The sequence below is a fragment of the Sphingopyxis sp. PAMC25046 genome (genome assembly GCF_004795895.1).
Taxonomy (GTDB): Bacteria; Pseudomonadota; Alphaproteobacteria; order Sphingomonadales; family Sphingomonadaceae; genus Sphingopyxis.
The window spans coordinates 2,952,739-2,978,891 of record NZ_CP039250.1 but is presented as its reverse complement, the minus strand read 5'-3'; the positions used below and the strand labels follow the sequence as shown (position 1 = coordinate 2,978,891).

At 63.8% G+C, this 26,153-nt stretch carries 25 protein-coding genes; 11 read left to right on the top strand and 14 right to left on the bottom strand.

The features are described from left to right. Positions 1-36: 36 nt before the first annotated feature. Both E5675_RS14135 and E5675_RS14130 read right to left on the bottom strand, forming a co-directional pair. A complete protein-coding gene (locus E5675_RS14135) occupies positions 37-2,739 on the bottom strand; it encodes a TonB-dependent receptor (protein ID WP_136175077.1) in 2,703 nt (900 codons plus the stop codon). 167 nt (positions 2,740-2,906) lie between these two features. Continuing rightward, positions 2,907-3,680 (bottom strand): FadR/GntR family transcriptional regulator, encoded by a 774-nt coding sequence (locus E5675_RS14130; RefSeq protein ID WP_247594627.1) that lies wholly within the window; start codon positions 3,678-3,680, stop codon positions 2,907-2,909. Positions 3,681-3,889: 209 nt separating this feature from the next. On the opposite strand from E5675_RS14130, the gene E5675_RS14125 reads away from it, so the two are divergent. After that, positions 3,890-4,849, top strand: a complete 960-nt coding sequence (locus E5675_RS14125; RefSeq protein ID WP_168707867.1) for a DUF4861 family protein — start codon at positions 3,890-3,892, stop codon at positions 4,847-4,849. A gap of 32 nt (positions 4,850-4,881) precedes the next feature. Here the strand turns inward: E5675_RS14125 and E5675_RS14120 are convergent, their stop codons facing one another. The 5 genes from E5675_RS14120 to cobT all read right to left on the bottom strand — a co-directional run bounded on the left by E5675_RS14120 (position 4,882) and on the right by cobT (position 12,151). Continuing rightward, positions 4,882-5,928, bottom strand: a complete 1,047-nt coding sequence (locus E5675_RS14120) for a glycosyltransferase family 1 protein (protein WP_136175074.1) — start codon at positions 5,926-5,928, stop codon at positions 4,882-4,884. Continuing rightward, positions 5,925-6,797 carry a UDP-2,3-diacylglucosamine diphosphatase gene (locus E5675_RS14115; protein ID WP_136175073.1) on the bottom strand — a complete coding sequence of 291 codons (873 nt, stop codon included), beginning with the start codon at positions 6,795-6,797 and terminating at the stop codon, positions 5,925-5,927. Before E5675_RS14115 ends, E5675_RS14120 begins: the two co-directional genes overlap by 4 nt. Positions 6,798-6,948: 151 nt before the next feature. Beyond that, on the bottom strand, positions 6,949-8,382 hold the full coding sequence (locus E5675_RS14110; protein ID WP_136175072.1) for an aldehyde dehydrogenase family protein: 1,434 nt from the start codon (positions 8,380-8,382) through the stop codon (positions 6,949-6,951). Positions 8,383-8,508: 126 nt separating this feature from the next. After that, positions 8,509-10,155: an acetolactate synthase large subunit gene (locus E5675_RS14105; RefSeq protein WP_136175071.1), complete on the bottom strand. Its 1,647-nt coding sequence runs from the start codon at positions 10,153-10,155 to the stop codon at positions 8,509-8,511. A 172-nt stretch (positions 10,156-10,327) separates the two neighbouring features. Beyond that, the gene (gene cobT, locus E5675_RS14100) at positions 10,328-12,151 is read right to left on the bottom strand and encodes a cobaltochelatase subunit CobT (RefSeq protein ID WP_136175070.1); all 1,824 of its coding nucleotides are present in this window, start codon (positions 12,149-12,151) and stop codon (positions 10,328-10,330) included. Between the two features lie 205 nt (positions 12,152-12,356). On the opposite strand from cobT, the gene E5675_RS14095 reads away from it, so the two are divergent. Further along, on the top strand, positions 12,357-13,574 hold the full coding sequence (locus E5675_RS14095) for an MFS transporter (RefSeq protein ID WP_136175069.1): 1,218 nt from the start codon (positions 12,357-12,359) through the stop codon (positions 13,572-13,574). Next, the gene (locus tag E5675_RS21915; RefSeq protein ID WP_268746863.1) at positions 13,571-13,702 is read left to right on the top strand and encodes a hypothetical protein; all 132 of its coding nucleotides are present in this window, start codon (positions 13,571-13,573) and stop codon (positions 13,700-13,702) included. The genes E5675_RS14095 and E5675_RS21915 overlap by 4 nt, the downstream gene beginning before the upstream one ends. Before the next feature lie 3 nt (positions 13,703-13,705). On the opposite strand, the gene E5675_RS14090 is transcribed toward E5675_RS21915, so the two are convergent. From E5675_RS14090 to E5675_RS14075, 4 genes are all read right to left on the bottom strand, one after another. Continuing rightward, positions 13,706-14,902, bottom strand: a complete 1,197-nt coding sequence (locus E5675_RS14090; RefSeq protein ID WP_136175068.1) for an alpha/beta hydrolase — start codon at positions 14,900-14,902, stop codon at positions 13,706-13,708. After that, positions 14,899-15,888 carry a cobaltochelatase subunit CobS gene (gene cobS / locus E5675_RS14085; protein WP_136175067.1) on the bottom strand — a complete coding sequence of 330 codons (990 nt, stop codon included), beginning with the start codon at positions 15,886-15,888 and terminating at the stop codon, positions 14,899-14,901. The genes E5675_RS14090 and cobS overlap by 4 nt, the downstream gene beginning before the upstream one ends. A 278-nt stretch (positions 15,889-16,166) precedes the next feature. Next, the gene (locus E5675_RS14080) at positions 16,167-16,604 is read right to left on the bottom strand and encodes a nuclear transport factor 2 family protein (RefSeq protein WP_037556481.1); all 438 of its coding nucleotides are present in this window, start codon (positions 16,602-16,604) and stop codon (positions 16,167-16,169) included. Between the two features lie 10 nt (positions 16,605-16,614). Further along, a complete protein-coding gene (locus tag E5675_RS14075; protein ID WP_136175066.1) occupies positions 16,615-17,208 on the bottom strand; it encodes a J domain-containing protein in 594 nt (197 codons plus the stop codon). 111 nt (positions 17,209-17,319) lie between these two features. Here E5675_RS14075 and E5675_RS14070 point away from each other — a divergent pair, with 111 nt between their 5' ends. From E5675_RS14070 to E5675_RS14045, 6 genes are all read left to right on the top strand, one after another. Further along, positions 17,320-17,568, top strand: a complete 249-nt coding sequence (locus E5675_RS14070; RefSeq protein WP_247594889.1) for a BolA family protein — start codon at positions 17,320-17,322, stop codon at positions 17,566-17,568. 2 nt (positions 17,569-17,570) lie between these two features. Next, positions 17,571-17,939 carry a cupin domain-containing protein gene (locus E5675_RS14065; protein WP_210727533.1) on the top strand — a complete coding sequence of 123 codons (369 nt, stop codon included), beginning with the start codon at positions 17,571-17,573 and terminating at the stop codon, positions 17,937-17,939. Positions 17,940-17,942: 3 nt separating this feature from the next. Further along, positions 17,943-18,824 (top strand): pirin family protein, encoded by an 882-nt coding sequence (locus E5675_RS14060; protein WP_136175063.1) that lies wholly within the window; start codon positions 17,943-17,945, stop codon positions 18,822-18,824. 164 nt (positions 18,825-18,988) lie between these two features. After that, entirely contained in the window at positions 18,989-19,531 is a 543-nt protein-coding gene (locus E5675_RS14055; RefSeq protein WP_136175062.1) for a hypothetical protein, read from the top strand. Positions 19,532-20,085: 554 nt separating this feature from the next. Beyond that, positions 20,086-21,009, top strand: coding sequence for an alpha/beta hydrolase (locus E5675_RS14050; protein ID WP_136175061.1), 924 nt, complete (start codon positions 20,086-20,088; stop codon positions 21,007-21,009). A 222-nt stretch (positions 21,010-21,231) separates the two neighbouring features. Beyond that, positions 21,232-22,014, top strand: a complete 783-nt coding sequence (locus E5675_RS14045; protein WP_136175060.1) for an AraC family transcriptional regulator — start codon at positions 21,232-21,234, stop codon at positions 22,012-22,014. 112 nt (positions 22,015-22,126) lie between these two features. Here E5675_RS14045 and E5675_RS14040 read toward each other — a convergent pair whose 3' ends face one another. Continuing rightward, complete coding sequence (locus E5675_RS14040; RefSeq protein WP_136176492.1) at positions 22,127-22,558, bottom strand: hypothetical protein; 432 nt, start codon at positions 22,556-22,558, stop codon at positions 22,127-22,129. Here E5675_RS14040 and E5675_RS14035 point away from each other — a divergent pair. Next, a complete protein-coding gene (locus tag E5675_RS14035; RefSeq protein ID WP_136175059.1) occupies positions 22,557-23,714 on the top strand; it encodes a serine hydrolase in 1,158 nt (385 codons plus the stop codon). The two genes, E5675_RS14040 and E5675_RS14035, sit on opposite strands and share 2 nt — an antisense overlap. Here the strand turns inward: E5675_RS14035 and E5675_RS14030 are convergent. Together E5675_RS14030 and pdxH are read right to left on the bottom strand one after the other, a co-directional pair. After that, positions 23,709-24,527 carry a PhzF family phenazine biosynthesis protein gene (locus E5675_RS14030; RefSeq protein WP_136175058.1) on the bottom strand — a complete coding sequence of 273 codons (819 nt, stop codon included), beginning with the start codon at positions 24,525-24,527 and terminating at the stop codon, positions 23,709-23,711. The two genes, E5675_RS14035 and E5675_RS14030, sit on opposite strands and share 6 nt — an antisense overlap. Next, a complete protein-coding gene (gene pdxH / locus E5675_RS14025; protein WP_247594626.1) occupies positions 24,524-25,102 on the bottom strand; it encodes a pyridoxamine 5'-phosphate oxidase in 579 nt (192 codons plus the stop codon). The genes E5675_RS14030 and pdxH overlap by 4 nt, the downstream gene beginning before the upstream one ends. 134 nt (positions 25,103-25,236) lie before the next feature. On the opposite strand from pdxH, the gene E5675_RS14020 reads away from it, so the two are divergent. Continuing rightward, on the top strand, positions 25,237-26,151 hold the full coding sequence (locus tag E5675_RS14020) for a J domain-containing protein (protein ID WP_136175056.1): 915 nt from the start codon (positions 25,237-25,239) through the stop codon (positions 26,149-26,151). Positions 26,152-26,153: the final 2 nt, after the last annotated feature.

Genomic DNA, 26,153 nt, shown 5'->3' with positions numbered 1-26,153 from the left:
TCATCCTCCTTTTTATGCCGGCATTCACGTTCAGGCTCAGAAGTTGAAGCGTACGCCGAGCGAGTAGGTTGTGTCGTCGTTCCGCACTTCGCGAACGAAATCCTCACGCGATTCGAAGTTGCGCGTCTTCTGGCCCGTGATGTTCGTACCGGCGAGGCTAACCGTGATGCCCGGCGCCACGTCGTAGTTCAGGCCGAAGTCAAGCCGTCCGGCGGCGCGAATGCCGTTGAGTCCCACGGGAATCGAAACCGGCCGGAGCGAGAGGCCGTTGGTAATGTCGCCGTCGAAATATCGGGAGCGATAGGTATAGATCATCCGCGCCGAAATGCCGTATTTCTCGTAAATCAGGCCGATATTGTAATTGTATTTGGAGACGCCGAGCAGCGGCAGGCCCTGAAGCCGGTCGCCGGGGGTCGTCACCTCGCTGTCTATGACCGTGAAGTTTCCGATCACGCCTGCGCCGTCGAGTCCTTCCGGAAGGAAGTCGAGGAACAGCTGGCCGCCGACTTCGACGCCCTTGATCTTGGCCGAACCCAGATTGCGAGGTGTCGAGATCACATATTGCAAACCATCGATCGTCCGGACCTCGGTCCCGTTGATGATCCGGTCCTTGATGTCGCGATAGAAGCCGACGACCGAAACATAGTTGCTGCGGCCGAAATAATATTCGAGCGATGCGTCGAAGCTGTCGGCTTTTTGCGGCCGCAGGTCGGGGTTGCCGCCCGATCCGGAATTCTGGATCGTGTTGACGTAAGAGACAACATAGCTGAGGCCCGGGTTGAGCTGGCCGAAGCTGGGCCGCGAAAGTGTCTTCGAATAGTTGAAGCGCGACTGGAGGCCGCCGCCGAACTGGATGCGCGCGCTGGCGTTGGGCAGCAGGTCGGTGTCGCTGGTCGAGCGCCGGACGAGTTCGACGCGCGATGTGCCGGTCGCGGGATCGGTCACGCGGCCCGAACCCGCGATGTTGCGATCGGTGCGGGTCAGGCGCGCGCCGACCATGCCGTCGATCGAAATCGTATCGGTCAGCGCGATGTCGTAACCCGCCTGCAGGAAGCCGGCATAGCTTTTTTCCTGCGCATCATAGTCGCGCGTCGGGTCGAACGCCGGCGTGTCGGGCGAGATGCCGTACAGCGTCCTGAGCTGTCGCTTGATCGATTCCTGAACCAGATAGTCGGGGTCGAGCTGCAGGAAGGAGGCGCCGCCGTTCATTTGCGGAACGCCGGGGGCCTGCGAAAGAATATCGCCGGGAAGACCCGCGCCGTCGAGCGGCGTCACAAACGAGCCGCCCGGGGCCGGCGGACCGCCAAGATATTGCTCGAACGCGGCCTTGCGTTTCGCAACGCGCACGCCCGCCTGGACATAGTCGAGGATCCCGTCGAAATCATATTTGGCGTCGCTCATGACGGCCCACAAAGTGCCTCGGCTGCGGTTGATATTTTCGCTCATGCCGTTGGCGAAGGCGAGGCCTTCGGGATCGTTCATCGGATTGCCTGGCATCGTCGCCTCGACCTCATGGTTGACGTCGCGGACCAGGACCAGTTCGTCGATGCGCTTGCCGATATCGACGCGGAAGCTGTCGTTCCGGTTGGTCGAGGATTCATAGGAGATGTCGGTATTCCAGGTGAGCGCGCCAATCTCCTTGTTGAAGCCAGTGGCGATCACATAGATGTCGGTGCTCGACTTGTTCGCGACGGTCGCGGTGTAATATTCGATATTGCGCGCCGTATAGCCTGTGGCGTTGCACAGTTCGCGGATCGTGCCGGTCCCCGTCGGGTTGTCCGGGCTGCGCACATTCCCCGAATAATAGCCGTCGGGGCCGACGGCGAAATCCTCACAGGTGTCGCCCGCGGTCGCCTCGAGCGAGGTGCCGGTGAAGGCGCGGAAGGTCGGGCGCGCCTGGAAGACGTCGCCGCGATAGCCCGCGAACAGCCCCTCGGCGTAGATTGTCGTGTCGCTGTCGGGCGCCCATTCGAGCGAGAAATTGGCCTGCGGTCGCTCATATTTGCCGAATTCGATGGCGGCGGCGAAGCCGGTGGGCGCGTGCAAATTCTGCGGCGAGCCCGCGGGGCCCGCGCTCGTGGCGCGTGTCCAATCGTTCCACGCGATCGGCCGGGCATATTTGTTGCGCTGATAGGATATGCCGACCATCGCCGCGATCTCGCCCTCACCCGCGGCCCAGCGGTTGGCGACGAGCAGGCTCAGCGCGGGATTGATCGTGTTCTTCGAACCGGCTTCCTGCAGATAAGTCGCGCGCGCGCTGCCCGCGATCGTCAGCTCCTTGAAGTCGAGCGCGCGGCGCAGGCGCATATTGACGCCGCCAGCGACGCCGCCTTCGATCCGTTCGGCCGAATTGGACTTGTAGACATCGACCCCCGCAAGGGCTTCGGCCGGGAGATCCTGAAACGAGAAGCCGCGGCCGACGCCGGTGAAAATCTCGCGCCCGTTGAGCGTGGTGACGATGTCGTCGAGGCCGCGAATGCGGGCGCCGACAATCTCGTTATTGCCGCCGACGACGACCTGCACGCCGGGTACGCGCTGGAGCGCCGAGGCGGTGGTGAGGTCGGGAAGCTTGCCGATATCCTCGGCGACGATCGAATCGACCACCGCGGTCGACTCGCGCTTGATCTCGGCGGCGCGCGAAAGGCTCTGGCGGATGCCGGTGACGACGATGTCGCCCGACGTGTCCTGCCCTTCACCCGCGGCCGGATCGGCGGCTGGCGCGGTTTGCGCAATTGCCATGGGTGCACCCGATACGAATGCGATCAGCGCCACGGAGGCGCGAAGACTGACCTTCAATGGACCTCTCCCTATAAGACATCATACAAGTTTGGCAGATTGATCTGATTATTCTGCCGGACGTAATTCGGCGCCTGAGTTTCTTCTGCAGGTCTGTGTTTTGGTCTGGTTCAGCCCGTCGGGTTGTTGGACGACATGAAGTCGTGAAGTTCGCGGTGCCGTTTTAAGCTGCCGCTCATATGGGTTCGCGCCGCCACCCGCGCGGCGTCGGAATCGCGGTGGATGATGGCATCGAGGATCGCCTCATGCTCGGCGCTGATCACCGCCTTGTAACTGTCGCCGATATAGGCCTGGCCTTGTCGCAGATAGAGCGAGCGCGGCGGAACGAGGCGGACGCCGAGGAAGTCGATCAGCTTGGCGTAATAGGTGTTCTTGCTCGCCCGGGCGATGGCGTTGTGGAATTCGACATCGGCCTTGACCGAATCCTCAAGGCCGACCGCGGCCTCGCCCAGAATCCTGATCTGCTGGCGCATATTCATCACGTCGACCTCGGTGCGCCGCTCGGCCGCCAGCGCCGCCATCTCGGTTTCGACGCAGAGCCTGAGTTCGAGGAGCTGTATCACATCGCTGAGATTCTCGACCTCGTCGCGCGTGACCTGGAAAGCCTGGTAACGCGCGGTCTCGCTGACGAAGAGCCCTTTCCCCTGCCGGGCCTCGACCAGTCCCGCCGCCGCGAGACGGGCGATCGCTTCGCGAATCACCGTCCGGCTCACGCCGAGCACATCGACGAATTCGGCCTCGGTAGGGAGCTGGGCGCCGGGCGGATGCACGCCCGACATGATGCTGGTGCGGATATGCTCGCACGCGGCGTCGACGAGGGACGGCCGCCGTTTGCGAAGCGCAAGCCTGTCGTCATGCACAGCGTCGCTGCCAGCCTGCCTCACGCGCCCGTCCTCCCGTTTTCGGCACATTGTGCGCCATATCCGCTTGAGTGTAGCGATTATAAGTCATATGACAACTTAAATAATTTCATTTCATTTTAAAAATTTGGTCCATCAGGCCACGAGTCATGGCTGCAAGGGTGCCTCATCGTCGCACAGCGTGACATAAGGCGGGTTCGTCGCCCGATCGGATCGCTGCCAGGGAGAAAGATATGACGCGGATTTCGACCATCTGGAAAAAGGGGCGAGCCCCGGCGACTATGGCCTTCTTGCTTGCGGTGGCGCCGGCGATGCCTGCGGCGCAAGAGGCCGGGACGCCGGACATGCCGGCGGTCGCGGGGCCGCTCCCGCCGCCACCCGACCGGGAAGCTCAGGCCGCGGTCGTCCGCGCCGACTATCGCTACGACGACCTATTGTGGGAGAATGATCGCACCGCGCACCGGATTTACGGCCATGCGCTCGAAGCGGCGGAACCGCCCTCGGGCTCGGGAATCGATTCGTGGGGCAAGAACGTGCGCTGGCCCTTCGCCGATCGCCAGCTGCGCAGCGGCGACCAGCACAGCTATCGCGGCGAGGGCCTCGACTTCTACAATGTCGGTTCGACGCGCGGCGCCGGCGGGCTCGGCATCTGGCACGACAACAAGTTGTGGACGTCGCGCAACTACGTCCGCCACCGCATCCTGTCCGCAAGTGGGCAGGCCGCCGATTTCACCGTCGATTATGCGCCCTGGCCGGTCGACGTGGATCGCAAGGTCTGGGAGACGCGCCGCTTCACGCTTCCGCTCGGAACGCATTTCACCCGCATGGTCTCGACCATCTCGTCCGACAGCGACGAGCCGTTGCTCGTCGGGATCGGCATCGGCAAGCGGACCACGGGGCAGGGCGCCGGCGAACTCACGGTGGACCGGGCGAAAGGACTGCTTTCGTGGTGGGGACCCGCGGACGGCGATCATGGACGGATGGCGATCGCGATTCGGGTTGATCCCGCGATGATCGCCGAAATACGCGCCGACGCGGACAATCAACTCGTCCTGCTACGCGTCGCGCCCGGAAAGCCGTTCGTCTATTTTTCGGGTTCGGCATGGGACAAGGGACAGGGCGGCTTTCGCACGCGCCAGGCATGGAATGCCTATGCGGCCGGCGAGAAGCTGGATTTCGGAGTCCCCAGATGATCCCGCAACCGGTCGCGTCCTTCTATCGCGCTTTAGGCGAGGTGCGGGGTGGAGACCATGTCGACTGCCGGCACCGACGGTAAGAACGTCAGCGCCTTCACGAACTGCGCGGTGCAATTGGGCCAACTGTAGCGCGCGCCGAGCGCCGCTGCGTCTTTCCGGTCGCATAGCAGCGCGGTGTCGATTGCGCGGCCCAGGTCCTCGTCGAGCGCGCCGGCTCGGTCGCGCACGATGTCACCCGGCCCGGGCACCGGATAGGCGGCGACGGGGGTGCCGCAGCTCATCGCCTCGATGATCACCAGCCCGAAGGTGTCGGTGCGGCTGGGAAAGACGAAGACGTCGGCGCCGGCATAAGCGGCCGCGAGTATTTCACCGCCCAGCTTGCCCAGGAACAGCGCATCGGGATGTCGCGCCTTGAGTTCGGCGAGCGCAGGCCCTTCGCCGACGACGACCTTTGAACCCGAGCGATCGCTGTCGAGGAAAGCGCTGATATTCTTTTCCACTGCGACGCGGCCGACATAAAGCTGGATCGGCCGCGCGAGTCCGTCATACGCTGGATGCGGCGCGCGGTCGGGGCGGAACAGCTTGTGATCGACACCGCGCTCCCACATCATTGTCTGGTCGAGACCCTGCCCGGCGAGTTCGCGCGCAAGGCTGCGCGTCGCGACCATGATGTGCGCCGCCGGGCGATGGAACCAGCGGATGAAGCGCCAGACGAGCGTTGGTGACACCGGCAGCCGCGCCGCGACATATTCGGGGAAGCGCGTGTGATAGGCGGTGGTGAAGGGAAAGCCGTTCCGCAGGCACCAGCGCCGTGCGGCCAGGCCGAGCGGCCCCTCGGTCGAGATGTGGATCGCCTGCGGGGCGAAGGCGCGGATACGGCGTCCCACCGCGCGCCGGCCGGCAAAGGCGAGGCGGATCTCGGGGTAGGAGGGGCAGGGAACCGAACGGAAGAGATCGGGCGAGATCACCCCAACCTCATGCCCCGCCGAGCGCAGTTCGCCGATCGTTGCCTGCAGCGTGCGGACGACGCCGTTGACCTGCGGCTCCCACGCGTCGGTGACGATCAATATCCTCATGCGGCGGCGGGCAGCGCGAGCTTCGTCGGGGCGCTCCGCGCCGCGACCTCCTCGGCCCAGTGCAGGATTTCCATCGTTCCGTCATGATGTTCGACGAGCGCGGTGCAGCCCTCGACCCAGTCGCCGTCGTTATAATATTCGGTGCCCTCGATCTCGCGCATCTCGGCGCTGTGGATGTGACCGCACACGACGCCGTCGACCCCGCGCGAGCGCGCGGCGTGGGCGACGACTTCTTCGTAGCGACCGATGAACTGGACGGCGTTCTTGACCTTGTGCTTGGCGACCATCGACAGCGACCAATAGGGCAGGCCGAGCTTGCCGCGGACCCAATTGACCACGACATTGCACTTCATCAGCGCGGTGTAGGCGGCGTCGCCGACGAAGGCGAGCCAGCGGTGCGCGAGCATCACGGCATCGAATTCGTCGCCATGGACGATGAGCAGTTTGCGGCCGTCGGCGGTTTCGTGGATCGCCTCGCGGCGGATCTCGACCCCGCCGAAATCGAAGCCGTCGAACGGGCGGACCATCTCGTCATGGTTGCCGGGGACATAGACGACGCGCGTGCCGCGCTTCGCGCGCTTCAGAACGCGCCAGACGACGTCATTATGTTCGGGCGGCCAGAAGTGGCGCTTCTTGAGGCGCCAGCCGTCGATGATGTCGCCGACGAGATAGAGCGTCTCGCAGTCGACATGGTCGAAGAAATCGATCAGCAGCGGCGCGTTGCAGCCGCGCGTGCCGAGGTGGATGTCGCTGACCCATATGGTGCGATAGCTGCGGCGTTCGCCGATCACGCGCTCGGGAATATGGGGATCGGTGGTGAACGGGTCGGGAAACCGGGCGGGGATCGGCAGGGTCGAAATCGAGGCCATGTCGTGCTCCGTAAACAGCTTTTGGCTGCCCACGGCCTAGACAGGAGTTTTGTTACAGCGTGCGATTCAAACTCGCGACAGTTTGAAGAAAGTTTGAAGGCGCTTTGGTGACATTGCCTATTTGACACATATCCGGTTAACCATGATCCAATCAGGTTCGCCGGATCACCAAATTCCTGATTTCGCTCATATCTTCCATCGCAAAGCGGATCCCTTCGCGGCCCAGCCCGCTGTCCTTGACCCCGCCATAGGGCATATTGTCGACGCGGTAGGAGGAGACGTCGTTGACGACGATGCCGCCGACGTCGAGATGATCCCACGCCTCCAGCACCTTGTGGATGTCGCTGGTGAAGAGGCCGGCCTGCAGCCCGAACTTGCTGTCGTTGATCTCGGCAAGCGCTTCATCCCAGTCGGTGAAGCTCGACAATATGGCGAGCGGGCCGAAGGCTTCCTCGCGATAGGCATCGGCGCTGCGATCGACATCTTCGAGCAGGGTCGCCTGCAGCATTGCGCCCTCGCGCTTGCCGCCGACGAGCAATCTCGCGCCGCCTGCGACCGCGGTCTGGATCCAGTCGTCGAGCCGCGCGGCTTCCTTTTCGGAGATCATCGGGCCGATGAAGGTGTCACGGCTTTTGGGGTCGCCCGCGACCAGCGTCTTGGTCTTTGCGACGAGCATGTCGCGGAACTTGTCGTAGATGTCGGCGTGGATGATGATGCGCTGGACGCCGATGCACGACTGGCCCGACTGATAGAAAGCGCCGAAGATGATCCGCGCGAGCGCATGGTCGAGGTCGGCGTCCTTGTCGACGATCACCGCGGCATTGCCGCCGAGTTCGAGCACGACCTTCTTCTTGCCTGCCTTGGCCTTCAAATCCCAGCCGACGCCGGGCGAGCCGGTGAAGCTCAGCAATTTCAGCCGTTCGTCGGTGGTGAACAGGTCGGCGCCGTCGCGCGTCGCGGGCAGGATGCTGAACGCGCCCTTGGGCAAGATGTCGCATTCGGCGAGCACCTCGCCCATGATGATCGCGCCCAATGGCGTCAGCGACGCGGGCTTCATCACAAAGGGGCAGCCCATCGCGATCGCCGGCGCGATCTTGTGCGCGGCGAGGTTCAATGGGAAGTTGAACGGCGAGATGAAGCTGCACGGCCCAATCGGCACGCGCTTCCACATCCCCATATAGCCCTTGGCGCGCGCCGAAATGTCGAGCGGCTGGACCTCGCCATAGTTGCGCGTCGCTTCCTCGGCCGCGATGCGGAAGGTGTCGATCAGGCGCGTGACCTCGCCCTCTGAATCGGCGATCGGCTTGCCCGCCTCGACGCACAGCGCATAGGCGAGTTCGTCGAACCGTTCCTGAAAGCGCCCGACGCAATGGGTCAGCACGTCGCGCTTCTCGAAACTCGCGAGCCGCGCCATCGGTTCGGCGGCGCACACCGCGCCGGCGATGGCTTCGTCGATCACGTCGGGGGTCGCGAGCGCGGTCCGGAACGCGACCTCGCCGGTGAACTTGTCGATCACCTTCAGGTCGGTGTTCGGCTGCACCGCCTTGTTGTTGAGGTAGAGCGGATAGACGTCCTTGAGTTTCATGTCGTTCTCCCCCCTCCCGCAAGCGGGAGGGGTTGGGGGTGGGCCGGCAGCGGTGCGGTTGCCCACCCCGCCGCGACTAGCGAGCAAGCCTCGCGACCCCTCCCGCCTGCGGGAGGGGGCACAGCTTTACAACTGCTTCGACAGCTTCTTGATGTCGTTGTTCAAAATCTGATCATTCTCGGAATAATCCACTGGACAATCTATCAGGTGGACGCCCGGTGTGTTGCAACAATGCGCGAGTAATTCCTTCAAATGCGCCGCACTTTCGACGCGGTGCCCCTTGGCGCCATAGCTTTCGGCATATTTAACGAAATCGGGGTTGCCATAGGTCAGGCCCCAATCCTTGAAGCCCATATTCGCCTGTTTCCAGCGGATCATGCCATAGCTGTTGTCGTTGAGGATCAGCACGGTGATGTTGAGGCCGAGGCGCACAGCGGTCTCCATCTCCTGACTGTTCATCATGAAGCCGCCGTCGCCGCAGATCGCCATGACCTTGCGCTCCGGATAGAGCATCGCCGACATCATCGCCGACGGCAGCCCCGCGCCCATCGTCGCGAGCGCATTGTCGAGCAACACGGTGTTCGGCTTGCACGCGGTATAGCCGCGCGCGAACCAGATTTTGTAGACGCCATTGTCGAGACAGATGATCCCGTCGTCGGGCATCGCGTCGCGGACCGACTGGACCAGGTGCGGGGGAAAGATCGGGAAACGGTCGTCCTTCGCCAGCGGCGCAGTATGCTCAACCTCGGCTTGGCGATAGGCGAGCAGATGGTCGAACTTCCACCCGCCGTTGGGGACAATATCCTCCTTCATCTGCCACACCGCATTGGCGATGTCGCCGATCACCTCGATTTCGGGGAAATAGACGGGGTCGACCTCTGCGGTCTTGGTCGACACATGAATGACTGTGGGTTCCCCGCGCTGCATGAAGAAGGGCGGCTTCTCGATCACGTCGTGACCCAAATTGACGATGCAGTCGGACGCTTCGACCGCGCGGTGGACGAAATCGCCCGACGACAGCGCCGCGCAGCCGAGGAATTTCGGATGCCGCTCGTCGATCACGCCCTTGCCGAGCTGCGTCGTCAGGAAGGGGATGCCGGTCTTCTCGATGAATTGCAGCAGCATGCGGCTGGTCATCGTGCGGTTCGCGCCCGCCCCGATCACGAGCACCGGCGACTTCGCATTCTCTAGCGCCTTCACCGCCTCGCGGATCGATTTGCTATCGGCGTTGGGGCGGCGCGAATGGCTGCGCTTCAGCGGCGTCGAGTCGGTGTGTTCGTCGGCGATATCCTCGGGCAGTTCGATATGCACCGCGCCGGGCTTTTCCTCTTCGGCGAGGCGGAAGGCCTCGCGCACGCGGCTCGGGATATTGTCCGACGAGGCCATCTGGTGGGTATATTTGGTGATCGGCCCCATCATCGCGACGACGTCGAGGATCTGGAACCGGCCTTGCTTCGATTTCTTGATCGGCTTTTGCCCGGTGATCATCATCATCGGCATGCCGCCAAGCTGGGCATAAGCGGCCGCGGTGACGAAATTGGTCGCGCCGGGGCCGAGCGTTGCGAGGCAGACGCCCGTCTTGCCGGTGTGGCGGCCATAGGTCGCGGCCATGAAGCCCGCGCCCTGTTCGTGGCGGGTCAGGATCAGCTTGATCGTCTTCGAGCGCGAGAGGCTGTCGAGGAAATCGAGATTTTCTTCACCCGGAACGCCGAAAATATACTCGACGCCTTCTTCCTCGAGACATTCGATGAACAGGTCGGATGCTTTTTTCATGCTACAGTCGCCCCCCAGCCTCGCACCCCATCGGTGCGGCCCCAAGTCATGCCGGCGACCCCTCAGCATCATGTCCGTTGCAGCGGCGCTCGTCATAGGCCGCGAGTCCCTGCTGCATCGGGAAGGATTTGTAACGAGGGGCAAAGGGCTTGTCACCCCGACCCATTAAGGATCAATCGATGTCGAACAATCCCGCGAGCTGTTCGACCATCGTGCCGCCGAGTTGCTCGGCGTCCATGATCGTGACGGCGCGGCTGTAATAGCGCGTGACGTCGTGACCGATGCCGATCGCGCACAGCTCGACCGGCGAGCGATTCTCGATCCATTCGATGACCTGCCGCAAATGCTGGTCGAGATAGGCGCCATGGTTCACCGACAGCGTCGAATCGTCGACGGGCGCGCCGTCCGAAATCACCATCAGGATGCGGCGCTCCTCGGGACGATTGATGATCCGCTGATGCGCCCACATCAGCGCCTCGCCGTCGATATTTTCCTTGAGCAGCCCCTCGCGCATCATCAGGCCCAGCGACTTGCGCGCGCGGCGATAGGGTTCGTCGGCGGGCTTGTAGATGATGTGGCGGAGGTCGTTGAGGCGGCCGGGGTGGGCGGGGCGTCCCGCGGCGAGCCAGTCCTCGCGGCTCTGTCCGCCCTTCCACGTCCGCGTCGTGAAGCCGAGGATTTCGGTCTTCACGCCGCAGCGTTCGAGCGTGCGCGCAAGGATGTCGGCGCTGATCGCCGCGATGCTGATCGGTCGCCCGCGCATCGAGCCGCTGTTATCGATGAGCAAGGTCACGACCGTATCGCGGAAATCGGTATCGCGCTCGATCTTGTATGACAGCGACTGGCCCGGCGAGACGATCACGCGCGCGAGCCGTGCGGCGTCGAGTTGGCCTTCCTCCTGGTCGAAATCCCACGCGCGGTTTTGCTGCGCCATCAACCGGCGCTGGAGCCGGTTCGCGAGCTTGGTCACCGCGCCCTGCAGATGCGACATCTGCTGGTCGAGATAGGCGCGCAGCCGTGTCAGTTCGTCGGCGTCGCACAGCTCGGTCGCGGCGATAATCTCGTCATGCTTTTCGGTGAAGCGCAGATAGTTGAAATCGGGGATGTCGCTCGGCAGGCGGTTGGGGCGCACGGGCAGCATGCCCTCGTCGCCTTCGCCGCCCATTTCGGGCTCGCCGTCGGCTTCCATCTCCTGCGCGTCGGGGTCGCTGTCGCCATCGTCGGCCTGATCGCCCGCCATTTCTGCGCGCGCGTCAACCTGGCTTTCGCCGGCACCGCCGTCTTCGCTTTCCTGCTCTTCCTGACTCTCTTCGGCTTCGGTCTCGTCCCGCTCACCGCCGTCTTCGCTGCCTTCTTCGAGCGGTTCGTCGCTGTGGATCAGGTCGAGGTGGCGAAGCGCGAGCTTCGCGGTTTCGGCAAAGGCCGCCTGATCGTCGAGTTGCATCGACAGCGCGGTGAGGTCGCCGCCCGCTTCCTTGCTAATCCATTCGCGCACGAGCGACAGGCCGGTTTCGGTCCCCTGCGGCGCCTGCTCGCCGGTCAGCGCCTCGCGCAGCATCAATTCGAGCGCGCTCGAAATGGGTACGTCTTCGCGGTTCTGCGCGCGGCTGATCGGGTCGCTGCGCATCCGCATCATCAGGCTGGCGGCCAGATTGCCGCGCATCCCGGCCATGTGGCGCGCGCCCAATGCCTCGATCCGCGCGCGTTCCATCGCGTCGAATGCTGCGGCCGCAATCGGCTCGGCGGGGCGCGCGGCATTGTGGATCTTGTCGCTGTGATGCTTCATCCGCAAAGCATAAGAGTCGGCAAAGCCGCGTGCTTCGGCGACCTGATCGGCGGGCAGCGTGCGCGACGGAGTCGGTACCTTGATCGCCTTGCCGATCTGCGCCGGGGCGTCGGCGGTAAAGCCGACCTCGACCTCGGCATCGCGGGTGACCGCGCGCGCAACGCTCGACAGCGCGGCCTTGAAATCGTCGAGGGGAGATTGGGCAGACATTTCGACTCGGCTCTAACCAGCTTTGATGCGGGAAGGAAGAGAAGAGCAAGGCTTATTGCAATCGTCACCCCGGACTTGATCCGGGGTCCGTTCCGCGGGTGAAGCCATGGACCCCGGATCAAGTCCGGGGTGACGAAAGAGCGAATGGGCGCGACCATAGCTATGCTCGCTTGACGGGCACGGAAGGTGGGCGCATCGCCGCGACATGAACTCCCCCGCACTCTCCCCCATGAAGCGCCCGTGGATCGTCATCGCCTGCGCCGCCTTCATCGTCACGCTCGCGATGGGCGTGCGTCAGTCGTTCGGACTTTTCCTGCCGCAGATGAGCGTCGATATCGGCATCAGCCGCTCCGACTTCGGGCTCGCGATGGCGCTCCAGAACCTGCTTTTCGGCCTCGTCCAGCCGTTCGTCGGCGCGCTCGCCGACAAGCATGGCGCGGGGCGCGTCGTCTTTTTCGGTGCGTTGCTCTATGCGCTCGGGCTGATCGGCGCCGCCTTCGCGACCGATGCGATCGGGCTGCATATCAGCTTCGGTATCTTCATCGGCATGGCGCAGTCGGCAACGACCTTCGTCGTGGTTTTGGGCGCGGTCGGTCGCGTCGTGAGTCCGGAAAAGCGCAGCGGCGCCTTCGGCATCGTCACCGCGGGCGGGTCGCTCGGCCAGTTCCTCGTCGTGCCGCTCGCGTCCATGCTGCTCGGCGACGTCGGCTATCACCAGACCTTGTGGATCATGGCGGGCCTCGTCGCGCTATGCGGGCTGCTCGCGATCGGTGTCGCGGGGCGCACCGACACGCCGGGCACGATGCAGGCCGAGGAGCAGACCGCGCGCGATGCGCTGCGCGAAGCGTCGACGCACCGCGGCTATTGGCTGCTCAACGCGGGCTTCTTCGTCTGCGGATTCCACATCGCCTTCATCGCGACGCATCTCCCCGCCTATCTTGACGACAAGGGGCTGGGGATCGAGATCGGCGCGCAAGTGCTCGCGCTCGTCGGCCTGTTCAACATCCTGGGCTCGTACGTCTTCGGCCGCGCCGGCGATCTGTTGCGCCAGAAATATGTGCTGTCGGCGCTCTATACGGCGCGCTCGGCGGTGATCGCGCTCTTCCTGTTCCTGCCATTGAGCCACGCGAGCGCGCTCGTCTTTGCGGGCGCCATGGGTTTCCTCTGGCTCGGCACCGTGCCGCTCACCAGCGGCATCGTCGGGCGCATCTTCGGCATTCGCTACCTCTCGATGCTCTACGGCATCGTCTTTCTAAGCCACCAGCTCGGCAGCTTCTTTGGCGCGTGGATGGCGGGGCTGATCTTCGACGCCACGGGCAGCTACAATATCGCCTGGGGCTTCTCGATCGCGCTCGGGCTGCTCGCGGGGCTCGTCCACCTGCCGATCGCCGACGCGCCGGTCAAACGGCCGCAATCGGCATGAAGCTCGCACGGCAGGACTGGATCGCGCTAGCGCTGTTCGTGGCTGTCGCGCTCGGCGGGCTGTGGCTCTGGACCGGCGAAGGGCCGGTCGTCTGGCTCACCAACTTCGCGATCATGTGCGGCTTTTAGGGGCTATTCCGGCGCTTCGGCCTCGGGCGTCCGGTGACAGATCACGTCGTCGCCGCCCTTCGGCACCGCGGGATCGGGAACCAGCCGGAAGACATGCGTGAGATGCGTCGCGACGCGTTCAGGCCGGGCCTGTTTGTTCGCAACGACGTCGATGAAATCGCGGCACACGACCGCGCTGCGCAGAAAATTGCTGTGTCCGGTCGACCCGCGCGACACGTCGGTCGTGTCGATCACGGTGAAGCCCGGGCGCGAGACGGGGTAACAGCGCTCGGGGAGTCCCTTCGCCTTCAACTCGTCGGCCTCGAACGGATTGAAGCAATAGGGCGAACCGAGCCGCGGATAGCCATGGATCGCGCGCGAGGCGGCGAGCGCCTTGTCGGCGCGCGAGACATAGGCGGTGATCCGGCGACCCACCGCGACGCGCCGCGCCGACAGCACTTCGTCCTCTATATCGCGCTCGAACGTCTCGCGGTCGATGTCGGGAGAGGCGAGGATGACGTTCGAAATATTGCTGCTGTCGGCGCTGCTCGAAGTGCGGTCGACATAGGCGATGGCGGGGATCACCAGCCGCGCGCCGAGCGAGTGCGAGACGACGACGATTTCCTTGACCCAGCTCTGCTCGGCCAGCGATTTCAGGAAATCGCGGAAATTGCGGACGTCGTGATACATGTTCGTCTCGTCGACGACATAGCTCAGAAACTTGCCTTGCGACGGCCAGCTATATTCGATGATCGGGCCGTCGAAACCCGTCATCCGCGCGATCTGCGCCGCGTCCTTCGACGTCGTGGAGAAATTTTCGCGATAGCCGTGGATATAAAGCAGCACGCGGCCCTGTCTGCGGTCGGTCTCGGCCTGCAGCGCGCGCCACCAGTCGGCCGGCGTCTGGAAGGCGAGTGGGGGCAGGAAGCGCTTTTTCTTGCCAACAACGACCTCGCGCGGTGCGTTGAAGCGGCCATAGCGGATGCGGTCGCCGCGATGACGGAGCAATTCGATCTCGCTGGTGCGGCAATCGGGCAGGCGGCTCGTCGCGAAGAAATAGGGCAGCGCTTCGCCATCGACGGCCGCGCCCGGCTGCGCGGTGCAGCGCGGGTCGGCGACATATTCGGCGTGGCGGATCTTGCCATAATCGACCGCCGCGATGCTGCAGCCGCCGAGCGACAGAGCGGCGGACGCCACCAGAAGGTGGCGCTTGCGTATCACTTGCCGATGACGCCTTCGGGCAGGTCTTCGCCAAATACGCGCTGATAATATTCGGCAACGATCATCCGCTCGGCCTCGTCGCACTTGTTGAGGAACGAGAGGCGGAAGGCGAAGCCGATATTATTGAAGATCGCGGTGTTCTGCGCCCAGCTGATCACCGTGCGCGGCGACATCACGGTCGAGATGTCGCCGTTGATGAAGCCCTGCCGCGTCAAATCCGCGACCTTCACCATATTGGCGACGGTGGCCTCGTCGGTATCGGGCACCTTGGCGAGAATGATCGCGCTTTCGGTCGCGGCGGGCAGATAGTTCAGCGTGACGACGATGTTCCAGCGGTCCATCTGGCCCTGGTTGATCTGTTGCGTCCCGTGATAAAGTCCGCTCGTGTCGCCCAGCCCGACGGTGTTCGCGGTCGAGAAGAGGCGGAAATGCGGGTTCGGGCGGATCACCCGGTTCTGGTCGAGCAGCGTGAGCTTGCCCTCGGTCTCTAGCACGCGCTGGATCACGAACATCACGTCGGGTCGGCCCGCGTCATATTCGTCGAAAACCAATGCCGTCGGCGTCTGCAGCGCCCAGGGCAGCAGGCCCTCCCGGAATTCGGTGACCTGCTGACCATCGCGCAGCACGATCGCGTCGCGCCCGACGAGGTCGATGCGGCTGATATGCGCGTCGAGGTTGACGCGGATGCACGGCCATTTGAGTCGCGCGGCGACCTGTTCGATATGCGTCGACTTGCCGGTGCCGTGATAGCCCTGCACCATCACGCGGCGGTTGTATTTGAAGCCGGCGAGGATCGCGAGCGTCGTGTCGCCGTCGAAGACATAGGCGGGGTCGAGGTCGGGCACGCGCTCGTCGGCCTCGCTGAACGCCGGTACCTTCATGTCGATATCGACCCCGAAGACTTCGCGCGCGTCGACCTCGACGTCGGGCGCCGCAAGCAGCGTCGAGCCGTGGTGATCGGGAAGACTGTTCGGAATATCGGTCATCTTCGTCGCTTTCAAATCTCATTCCTTTCTCCCTTGAGGGGAGAAGGATACGCAGCCTTATCGCGAAGCGATTAGTCGAAGTTGGATGAGGGTGGGCGAAGCGGAGCTTCGCGCGAGCCCGGAGGCTCGCATACCCCTCACCCAGCTTCGACTAGGCAGCAAGCTGCCAAGTCTTCGCAACCCTCTCCCCCAAGGGGAGAGGGATATGGGGAGAGTCGCCGCGGGGCGGCGCTTCGGCTGTCGCGGTATAGCGACGGGTTGCGCCTTGCAACGCCTTTTCAGAAGAGGCCGAGCGCCTTCATCACCGCCGACTGGTCGTAATAGGGGCGCTCACAAACGATCTTGTCGCCACCCGGCGCGAATTCGAAGCTGGCCGCCATGCGGATGCGGAAGGCCTTGCCGGTGGGTTCGATCGTGCGCAGACCAAGCTTGAGCGGGCCGGTGTGCGTGCCGGTCAGCCAGAATTCGACGAGCACGGTGTTCGTCGCGGCGTCGGCGGCGATCGCGATGACCTCGTTCGCCTGGTCGGGAAAGGGTTCGCGCGACGACGCGAAATAGGAGCGCACCGCGGCCTCGCCGTCGAAGATCGTCCCGGGGCCCATCAGTTCGTAACGCGGATGGTCGAAGGTCGCGAGGACGCCGTCCCAGTCGTGCGTGATCTCGAGCGCCATGTGGCGGCGCACCACCTCGATCCGTGCTTCGTCCAGGTCGGTCATTGCGGCTCTCCTATGCGAACGCCTTGCTCTTCCTGAGCAACTGATAGGCCTCGACTACCGCACCCAGCCGCGCTTCGAAACTGCGATCGCCGCCATTCCGGTCGGGATGATATTTGCGGACGAGTTCGCTGTAACGGCGGCGGAGCGCCGCGCGGTCGGCGTCGGCGGGCAGCGCCATCAACTGCATCGCGTCATGTTCCTCACGCGACAGGCGGGGATTTGCCGCTTCGCGCCGCGCCTCGTCCATCCGCTGGCGAAAGCGCGCGCCGAGCGCGTCCATCGGGTCCTTGAAATCGGCCCAGCGTGGCGGCAGGTCGGCGCTGCCCGCGGGGCGGAAGGCGCGGCTTTCGGTTTCCCAGCCGGCGGTCGGCGATTGCGCCGCCATGATCTGGTCGGCGCTCATCCCCTCGAAGAAATTATAACCCGCGTTGAATTCGCGCACATGGTCGAGGCAGAGCCAGCGGTACGGCGGCGGCCCGTCGGGCGATCGGTGCGACGAGACGGGGGCGCGAAATTCGCCGGCCTCGGCGCATCCGGGCGCGGCGCAGCGCTCTTCGCGCGGGACGCGGCCATGGAATCGGGAAGGGCGGGCGGAAGACGGCAAAGCGGGCTTTCGGAATCGGCGTGGGGCGTTGGTAGCCGGAAGGCCTTATAATTTGGCGATGAAGGGCCTATGGTCAAGCCCATGAGCAACAAAGGCCCCGTACAGCAAGAGATGGAAAGCCTGCTCGCCGCAGCCTTTCCCGACGCGAATTTCACCCTCAGGAACGACAGCGCCAGCCACCATGGCCATACGGGCGACGACGGCAGCGGCGAGTCGCATTTCAGCCTTGCGATCGAATGGGCAGGCTTCGCCGGAATGAACCGCGTCGCACGCCAGCGCACGGTCAACAAGGCGCTCGGCGACCTGCCGGGACAGCGCGTCCATGCGCTCGCGATCAAGGCCGTCGCGCCGGGGGAATGAGGATGCCCTACAAGGTCAATCTCGCCGAAGCCTTCGCCAAAATCACCGACGCATGGAACCCGCGCGTCGCGGGCGACATCAATGATTTTCAGGTCAAGCTGGTCAAGCTCGACGGCAAGTTCGACTGGCATCACCACGACCATGAGGACGAACTGTTCCTCGTCGTCGCGGGGCGGATGAAGATGGGGCTTCGGACCGGCGACGTCATCGTCGAGCCCGGCGAATTCATCATCGTGCCGCATGGCGTCGAGCATTGCCCCGAGGCGCTGAACGGCGAATGCCATGTCGTGTTGCTCGAACCCAATTCGACGCTGAACACCGGCAATGTCGAAACCGGCAAAACGCGAAAGACGCTCGAAAGGCTGGACTGACCGATGGACATCATCACCCCCTCGACCCACGACCTCGGCGACTTCGCGGTGCGGCGGACCTTGCCGAACAAGGCGCGCACGATGGTCGGTCCGTTCATCTTCGTCGACCAGTTCGGCCCGGCGCGTTTCGACATCGGGCAGGGGATGGACGTCCGCCCGCATCCGCATATCAACCTCGCGACCGTGACCTATCTCTTCGAAGGCGCGATCGATCATCGCGACAGCCTCGGCACCTATGCGACGATCCGCCCCGGCGCGTGCAACCTGATGACCGCCGGGCGGGGCATCGTCCATTCGGAACGCACGCCGGCGGCCGAGCGCGCCACCGGCTCGCCGATCTCGGGCATGCAGACCTGGCTCGCGCTGCCCGACGGCAAGGAGGAGATAGATCCCGCGTTCGAACATGCCGCGAAGGACGACTTGCCCTTGATCGAGGACGATGGCGTGTCGGCGCGCGTCATCATGGGGCAATTGTGGGGCGCGACCTCACCGATCACCCAGCACGCCGCGACGATCTATGCCGACATATTGATGAACGCGGGTGCGAGCGTGCCGATCGAGGCCGAGGCCGACGAGCGCGCCGTGCTGGTAGCGCTGGGCGACGCGAGCCTCGACGGCGAGGCGCTCGATCGCCATAGCCTCTATATATTGAAACCCGGGCAGGCGATGACGCTGCGCGCGTCGAGCGACGCCAGGGTGATGCTGCTCGGCGGCGAGGCCTTCACCACCCCGCGCCACGTCTGGTGGAATTTCGTCAGTTCGAGCCGCGAGCGCATCAACGCCGCGAAGCACGACTGGAAGGACGGCAATTTTCCGCTCGTTCCCGGCGATAGCAAGGAATTCATACCCATCCCCGAAGTGCCGAAGACAGTCAGCTATCCCTGAGCCTGTCGCTCGCACCGGCGTTGTCCGCGGTTGCGCCGCTGGCGGCTTTGGGGTGGAGAGCAGTCGAGCGGTTTCCGGCGAAAAATCTGACACGGCAGACGGTGATCATTGCGGATCTGGTGGAACTGCCATAACGCTCTGGCTTACGCAGAAGCCAAAGTTCGATGATGAAATCCAACAACGTCAGTGTAACAGTGGCAAGCCGGCCCGACTTAAGTCATGATTATAGCTCGCTCCGCTTTTTTAACTTCGGCATTAACCTGTTTAGATTGACACCAGAGACCGGCAGCGTTTCCCAAACTGGGCCGCACATATTTCTCTACATTCCAGGTGGTGTTGTAATTGATTGTTTCGAACGCGACATTTCTGTTATCAAATTCGAAGGACCATGCATTGGAACTCTTCGTGAACGCGATGGATTATCGGCGTATGAGTACGGCGGATTTCTCGAGCACGCCGTTTCTGAACTGATCTTGACGTTCAACGTCGATCTGCAAGCCGAGGAATTTCGCTTGCAAGCATCTGGTAAGCTCTCATCCAAGCGCCAAACTAAGGATGAATGGCGAAAGCCGAAAAATCTGTCTGATTTTCAGATTGACGCTCGCTTCGCAATTGAGGAAGTGGGGTCGCTATTTGAAGGCAAGTCGGACGAAATGCAGGCGACTGTCGATAGGGCTTTAGTGCGACTTGCCGAAAGCAAAGCATGATCTGAGAAGTCAGTCGGTTTGCGGTCGTGTTGGCCTGCGCTCCACCCGAATTTGCTATTCGGCGACTGCCGGACAAACAGGTTCTTCTCGTCATTGACGGCTCTCCGGGGCGTCACGAGCCGCAACAAATGACTGGCATCGGTCGAATGCCGTCTTCCGAATATTTCGCGCAGAGGCACAGATATCGCAAAGAGGGAAGCTTTTCACCTCTGCGCTCTCTGCGTCTCTGCGCGAATCTTATTCGAAGCCGCCTATGCGGCCATGCCAGCTACCGGCCGTTGCCATTATCTCATTTTTCGCCGCAGAAATCCCTTTCCTAAAAAATCCGGCCCTGATCTACCCTGCCGGATGACCCCACCACCTCCGTGCCGCCCCGATCCGTTTCTGCGACAGCGATTACCCTCTCGTGCGCGCGATGGGGCGTCAACTTCGTCAACTTCCAAACGCGACTATCGATCGCGGAACCGCCGTACCAAAGCGATCACAACGCCGCTTGCCAGCCGCCCAGATCCGCGCCAACTTGGTTTCGAAACGAAACCAAAGGAGCAGGGTGGATGATCGGCGATTTCGAACAGCAGCGCGTAAAGCTTTCGACCGGGGTCGAACTCGACGTCGTCGACATGGGGCCGCGCGATGCTCCGGTGCTGATCTTCCTGCACGGCTTTCCCGAATCGCACCGCACCTGGCGCCATCAGTTGCCGCATTTCGCCGAGCGTTTCCGTTGTATTGCGCCCGACCAGCGCGGCTATCGCGGTTCGTCGAAACCACAGGACGTCGAATCCTACACGCCCGACAAACTGATCGCCGACATCTTTGCGCTCGCCGACGCGCTCGACGTCGATAAATTCACGATCATCGGTCACGACTGGGGTGGGGCGATCGCGTGGGGGGTTGCACTCGGCGGCCAGCCTGGCGGGCTGCATCCGGCGTGGGCAGGGCGCGTGACGCGCGCGGTGATCGCCAACGCGCCGCACCCCGGCATCTTTCAGCGCCTGCTCGCGACGAACGAAGCGCAGCGCGCGGCCAGCCAGTATATCCGGACCTTTCGCGATCCCGCGAGCGACTCGATCATCGAAGACTATGGCGTCGCCGGCATCCTCGCCCACGCCTTTGAAGGGCGCGTGCCGAGCGGCGGCCTTCAGCCCGCCGACGAAATTTCGCGGCTGCTCAAGGATTGGGAAGATCGCGACGCGTGCCGCGCGATGATCAACTGGTATCGCGGATCGCCGATCACCGTGCCCGCAATGGACGAACCCTATGCCGAACCGCCCGCCGTCGCCTTTCCGAAACTTGCCATCCCGACGCTCGTCATCTGGGCACTCGACGATGTCGCGCTGCCGCCATGCAATCTCGATGGAATGGAAGAATTCGTGCCCCACGTAACGATCGTCGAGGTTCCCGATTGCGGCCATTTCGTACCTTGGGATGCGCCCGAAGCCGTCAATCGTGCGATGGATGATTTCCTCTCGCAAAGTTGAGCCAACAGTCTCGCCGCAAAAAAAGCGGCGGGCGGCGATGGCGCCGCCCGCCTTTTAGAGGGGTCTGTCGCTGCGTGTTTTGGGGCACGCAAACATTGTCGTCCACACCCTCTTTTCCCCGACAGCGACCGAGGTCAGGGGTTTTTAGGTGGGGCGATTTAACCATATTATCGGCGAATATAGCAGGCTTTCACATTCTCCCATTCTTGCCATACTTCGGTCATGGAAGTGGGTGGACTCAGGGTTGCCTCGATCACCGACCGGATCGATGGCCCTTCGAACTGGACGATCCAACGCGATGTCCATGCGCTGATACTTTACGAAGCGGGGAGTTATCACTGGCTCGAAACCTGGCTGGGCGCGATGCAGACGTCGCTCGGCGACCCGCTTCCGGGCGAGATGTGGCTCGTCCCGGCGGGGCTTGTGTACCGCGCTACGGCGAAAGGGGGCGCGGTTCGCTACACCGAAGTCGAGATTCCCCTGCCGCTGCTTTCGATTGCGCCCCATACGCGGGCGCTCGCGGCACATTACGACCTCGCGATTGCAGCACTCGTCCGCGCGCTCGTGGCGGGCGATTCCTCCGCCGCCGGTCCGCTCGTTGCGATCCTGGCCAAGACGCTGGACCATATGATCGGTCGCGCCGAATCCCCGGCCATGATTCAGCGGATCAACCAATTGATGATCTTCATTCAGGCGCAGCTCGAAACGCCGCTTACGGTGGAGGATATGGCGGCCGAGGCGGGCATGTCAGCGAACAGCCTGATCGTTCATTTCGCCAGCGTGACCGGGCGCACACCGGCGCAATATGTGCTGCGCCAGCGGCTGCGCCGCGCCTGCTGGTTCTTGATGAACCGTCCGCTGTCGATCGCCGAAATCGCCTTTGCCACCGGATTTTCGAGCCACGCCCATCTGTGCGCGACCTTCCGGAGCAAAGTCGGCATGTCGCCCGGCGAGTGGCGACGCCGTCACCGATCGGCTATTCTGCCGGCAAACGGGGAGGAATAGGGGATGCCACACACCGCCGTCATGCTGCTGGCGGGGCAGAGGAAGCGCTGATCTGGTTGCTCGTCTTCGGCGCCCCCGCGGCGGTTGCATTCGCCGCGCATAGTTTCAGCCGCTAATTTTCGGGTCGCATCAAACAGCCGCTCGCCCCAGCATAGCGCGCGCTGCGCGAGGCGAGCAGCGGGACGCTGCCTTTGACGGTCTTGGTCGCCGTATCTTCGCTGAGCGACACCATCTCCATCCCCGGCTCAAAATCGCTCTGACAGCTTTCGATGCTGCGGCCCTGAACATAGCGGCACGAACAACCGACACGCGCGGCATAGGCCGATCCCAGCTCGGCCTGCGCTTTGAAAGAGGGGAACTTCCAGATCGTGAAGACGGCAAGCAGCACCGCGGCGACGATCGCCCAAGGCAGGCAGCCGCCCCAGCGGCCGGGTTTCTTCGGCGACGGCGACGGCGACGGCGACGCGTCCGCGGGCGGCGGCGCAGGGGTGGGCGTCTCGCCCGTTGAAGGGTTGGTCGGATTGATGTTATTCACCCAGACCATGATCACGAAAAAACGGCTGCTGGCAAGTGGCGCCCTTGCGATGCTCGGCGTCTGGTCGCTCGGCCAAGCGACGGGGCAAGGCAATATGGCGCCCGCATCGCCGACGCCCAGATTTGGTGTGTCGCTGGACGATCTGGCCTCGGCCGACACGCGTCGTGCGCCGCCCGCCTTGCCCGCCGCGATCAGGACGCGTGCCGACGCGCTGTTCGCCGATGCCGACGGTGTCGGGGAGACACGCGCGCTGCTCGTGCTCCGCGACGGCGAGTTGATTTACGAACGCTATGGCGCGGGTTTCGGACCCCAAACCAAGCTGATCAGCTGGTCGATGGCGAAAAGCATCACCGCGGTGCTCACCGGCTTCCTCGTCGCCGACGGCCAATTGTCGCTCGACGGGCCGGCGCCGGTGGGGGCGTGGCAGCGCAGCGGCGATCCGCGCGGTGCGATTACGCTACGCAACCTGTTGCACATGTCGTCGGGACTCGAGCATATCGAAAATGGCGACCCGATCTGGCAGGGCGATACGGTCGCGATGCTATTCGGCGACGGCGCGGCGGACATGGCCGGTTTTGCCGAAGCCAAACCCGCGGCGGCGCAGCCGGGCGAGGTCTTCAACTACAGCTCGGCGACCAGCGTCATCCTCTCGGACATCCTCGCCGACACGCTGACGCCGTCACCGAATCCCGACGCGCGGCGCGATGCGATGCGCGACTTTATCGGCGGACGGCTGGTCGAGCCGCTCGGCATGGCCAGCCTGACCCCCGAGTTCGACGCGCAGGGCACGATGATCGGCGGGTCGATCATGCACGCGACCGCGCGGGATTACGCAAGGTTCGGCGAATTTCTGCGCAATCGCGGCGTGGTTAACGGCCAGCGGCTGCTCCCCGAAACCTGGATGCGTTTCATGCTGACGCCATCGCGGAATGATGCGGGCTATGGCGGCCATATCTGGCTGAACCGCAAGCGTCCTGCCGGCGTCACGCCGGCGCTATGGCCCGATCGTGGTCCGAACGACCTCTTCGCCTGCATCGGCCATCAGGGCCAATATATCATCGTCTCGCCGTCGCAGCGGGTAACGATCGTCCGGCTCGGGGTGACGACCGATGAGCAATTTCCCGAATTGCGGCGACATCTCGCCGATCTGACCGAAAGCTTATAGCAGAAAGTCGCCCACGACAGTGGTGACGCAGCTGCCCGTAAGCTCGACCATGTCGCCATCAAGGCGACAACCGACATGGCCGCCGCGCGCGCTCGCCTGATAGGCCGCGAACGCGTCGCGGCCGAGGCGCGTCGTCCAATAGGGCGTCAGCACGCTGTGCGCCGACCCGGTAACGGGATCCTCGGGGATGCCGGCGCCGGGCGCGAAGGCGCGGCTCACTACGTCAGCGGCCGACGGATCGCCGGCGCCGGGTGCCGTCGCGATATAGAGAATGTCGCCTTTGCCGAGCGTCGCGAGATCGGGCGTCAGCGTCCGGACCTCTTCGGCGCTACGATAGACGATCAGCGCATAGCCGCCCTCGTGCCACAGCGTTTCGACGACGTCGCCGCCCATCGCGTCCGCGATATCGGGTAGCGGCTTCGATTCTGTCCGATAAGCGGGCAACTTCATTCGATAGCCTTCGTCATCGCCGTCACGCCTGACCTGCAAGATGCCGGCCTTGCGCGTGCGAAAGCGCATTTCGCTCCGCCATTGCGCCGCCGACAGCAGCACATGTCCGCTCGCCAGCGTCGCGTGGCCGCAGAGCGCGACTTCGATCGTCGGCGTGAACCAGCGCAACTCGTAATCGGCCTCGTCGCTGTCGTCGGGCACGAGGAATGCGGTTTCGGCGAGATTATTCTCGGCCGCGATTGCCTGAAGGGTCGCGTCGTCGAGCCATTCCTCGAGCGGCATCACCGCCGCGGGGTTGCCGGTGAAGGGCCGGTCGGCAAAGGCGTCGACCTGCGTGATCGGAAGGCGGCGGGCGGCGCTCATGGATACAGATATCCTCTCGTCCAACTGTCGCCGGCGCGCCGGAACAGCGTGCGTTCGTGCAGACGGTGGGCCCGGTCCTGCCAGAATTCGATAGCCGAAGGATTAACGCGCCAGCCCGACCAGCGCGGCGGACGCGGCACGTCCTGTCCGTCGAAGCGCGCCTGCATCTCGGCGAAACGTGCCTCGAAGGTTTCGCGGCGGTCCAGCGGACGCGACTGGTCGCTCGCCCAGGCGCCGAGCTGGCTGTCGCGGCTACGCGTTGCGAAATAGGCGTCGGCGGTGGCATCGTCGACCGGGGTCGCTATGCCCTCGATACGAATCTGCCGGCGCAGCGACTTCCAGTGAAAGAGCAAGGCGACATGGGCGTTTGCAGCGAGTTCGCCGCCCTTGCGGCTGTCTAGATTGGTATAGAAGACGAAGCCGTCGGGGCCATGACCTTTCAAAAGCACCATGCGCAGCGATGGCCGACCGTCCGGCGTCGCCGTGGCGAGCGCCATCGCATTGGCGTCATTGGGTTCGCTGGTGCGCGCTTCGGCGAACCAGCCGTCGAACAGTGCAAAGGGATCGTCCGTCATGCGCGCGTTCATAATGCGCGCTGCGTTCGCGGTCGAGCGGGATCTATGTGGAACTTGACCGTTCCCCGGCACATTACCACATGGCGCACCAATGGGCCTTCACGGCCAGTCACTTATCGGGCTACAGGAGCAAAATGGCCGATCCCTATTCCACCCTGGGCGTTGCGAAGACTGCAAGCGAAGCGGAGATCAAGTCCGCCTATCGCAAGCTCGCCAAGGAACTGCATCCCGACAAGAACAAGGATAATCCGAAGGCGTCGGAGAAATTCTCGGATGTCACCAAGGCGTATGACCTCTTGTCCGACAAGACCAAGCGCGCGCAATATGACCGCGGCGAGATCGACGGCGACGGCAATCCTGCCATGCCCTTCGGCTATGGCGGAGGAGGGGGCTTTCGTGGTGATCCGCGCGGGCAGGGCGGTTTCGGCAACGAGGGTGCCGATTTCGGCGACATTTTCGAAGGGCTGTTCGGCGGGCGCGGCGGTGGCGGGCCGTTCGGCGGCTTCGGCGGACGCAGCGCGCCGCCGCAAAAGGGCGCCAATGTTGCTTATCGCCTGTCGGTCTCCTTTATCGACGCCGCGACGCAGGCGCCGCAGCGTATCACGCTTGCCGACGGGGGTACGATCGACCTGAAACTACCTGCCGGGGTCGAGACGGGAACGCAGATGCGGCTCGCCGGAAAGGGGCAGGCGGGGCCGGGCGGCACCGGCGACGGCATCGTCACGATCACCGTCAAGGACCATCCCTTCTACGAGCGCGAGGGCGCCAACATCCGGCTCGACCTGCCGGTGACGCTGAACGAGGCGGTCAAGGGCGCGAAGATCAAGGTGCCGACGGTCGACGGCCCGGTGATGCTGTCGATCCCCGCTGGCTCCTCGTCGGGCAAGGTCATGCGCCTCAAGGGGAAGGGCTTTAGTCAGAAAAGCGGCGGCCGCGGCGACCAGCTCGTGCGGCTGATGGTCGACCTGCCCGCCGACGATGCGGCACTGATCACACTGCTCAGCGAATGGACCGATCCGCGGAACGTGCGGGCGGATCTCGGCGTGTGATG

Coding starts and splice junctions, on each gene's coding strand:
- E5675_RS14135 (WP_136175077.1), bottom strand. CDS start 2,739: ATGGCAATTGCGCAAACCGCGCCAGCCGCCGATCCGGCCGCGGGTGAA.
- E5675_RS14125 (WP_168707867.1), top strand. CDS start 3,890: ATGACGCGGATTTCGACCATCTGGAAAAAGGGGCGAGCCCCGGCGACT.
- E5675_RS14120 (WP_136175074.1), bottom strand. CDS start 5,928: ATGAGGATATTGATCGTCACCGACGCGTGGGAGCCGCAGGTCAACGGC.
- E5675_RS14115 (WP_136175073.1), bottom strand. CDS start 6,797: ATGGCCTCGATTTCGACCCTGCCGATCCCCGCCCGGTTTCCCGACCCG.
- E5675_RS14110 (WP_136175072.1), bottom strand. CDS start 8,382: ATGAAACTCAAGGACGTCTATCCGCTCTACCTCAACAACAAGGCGGTG.
- E5675_RS14105 (WP_136175071.1), bottom strand. CDS start 10,155: ATGAAAAAAGCATCCGACCTGTTCATCGAATGTCTCGAGGAAGAAGGC.
- cobT (WP_136175070.1), bottom strand. CDS start 12,151: ATGTCTGCCCAATCTCCCCTCGACGATTTCAAGGCCGCGCTGTCGAGC.
- E5675_RS14095 (WP_136175069.1), top strand. CDS start 12,357: ATGAACTCCCCCGCACTCTCCCCCATGAAGCGCCCGTGGATCGTCATC.
- E5675_RS21915 (WP_268746863.1), top strand. CDS start 13,571: ATGAAGCTCGCACGGCAGGACTGGATCGCGCTAGCGCTGTTCGTGGCT.
- cobS (WP_136175067.1), bottom strand. CDS start 15,888: ATGACCGATATTCCGAACAGTCTTCCCGATCACCACGGCTCGACGCTG.
- E5675_RS14080 (WP_037556481.1), bottom strand. CDS start 16,604: ATGACCGACCTGGACGAAGCACGGATCGAGGTGGTGCGCCGCCACATG.
- E5675_RS14070 (WP_247594889.1), top strand. CDS start 17,320: ATGGAAAGCCTGCTCGCCGCAGCCTTTCCCGACGCGAATTTCACCCTC.
- E5675_RS14065 (WP_210727533.1), top strand. CDS start 17,571: ATGCCCTACAAGGTCAATCTCGCCGAAGCCTTCGCCAAAATCACCGAC.
- E5675_RS14060 (WP_136175063.1), top strand. CDS start 17,943: ATGGACATCATCACCCCCTCGACCCACGACCTCGGCGACTTCGCGGTG.
- E5675_RS14055 (WP_136175062.1), top strand. CDS start 18,989: ATGATGAAATCCAACAACGTCAGTGTAACAGTGGCAAGCCGGCCCGAC.
- E5675_RS14050 (WP_136175061.1), top strand. CDS start 20,086: ATGATCGGCGATTTCGAACAGCAGCGCGTAAAGCTTTCGACCGGGGTC.
- E5675_RS14045 (WP_136175060.1), top strand. CDS start 21,232: ATGGAAGTGGGTGGACTCAGGGTTGCCTCGATCACCGACCGGATCGAT.
- E5675_RS14035 (WP_136175059.1), top strand. CDS start 22,557: ATGATCACGAAAAAACGGCTGCTGGCAAGTGGCGCCCTTGCGATGCTC.
- E5675_RS14040 (WP_136176492.1), bottom strand. CDS start 22,558: ATGGTCTGGGTGAATAACATCAATCCGACCAACCCTTCAACGGGCGAG.
- E5675_RS14030 (WP_136175058.1), bottom strand. CDS start 24,527: ATGAGCGCCGCCCGCCGCCTTCCGATCACGCAGGTCGACGCCTTTGCC.
- pdxH (WP_247594626.1), bottom strand. CDS start 25,102: ATGACGGACGATCCCTTTGCACTGTTCGACGGCTGGTTCGCCGAAGCG.
- E5675_RS14020 (WP_136175056.1), top strand. CDS start 25,237: ATGGCCGATCCCTATTCCACCCTGGGCGTTGCGAAGACTGCAAGCGAA.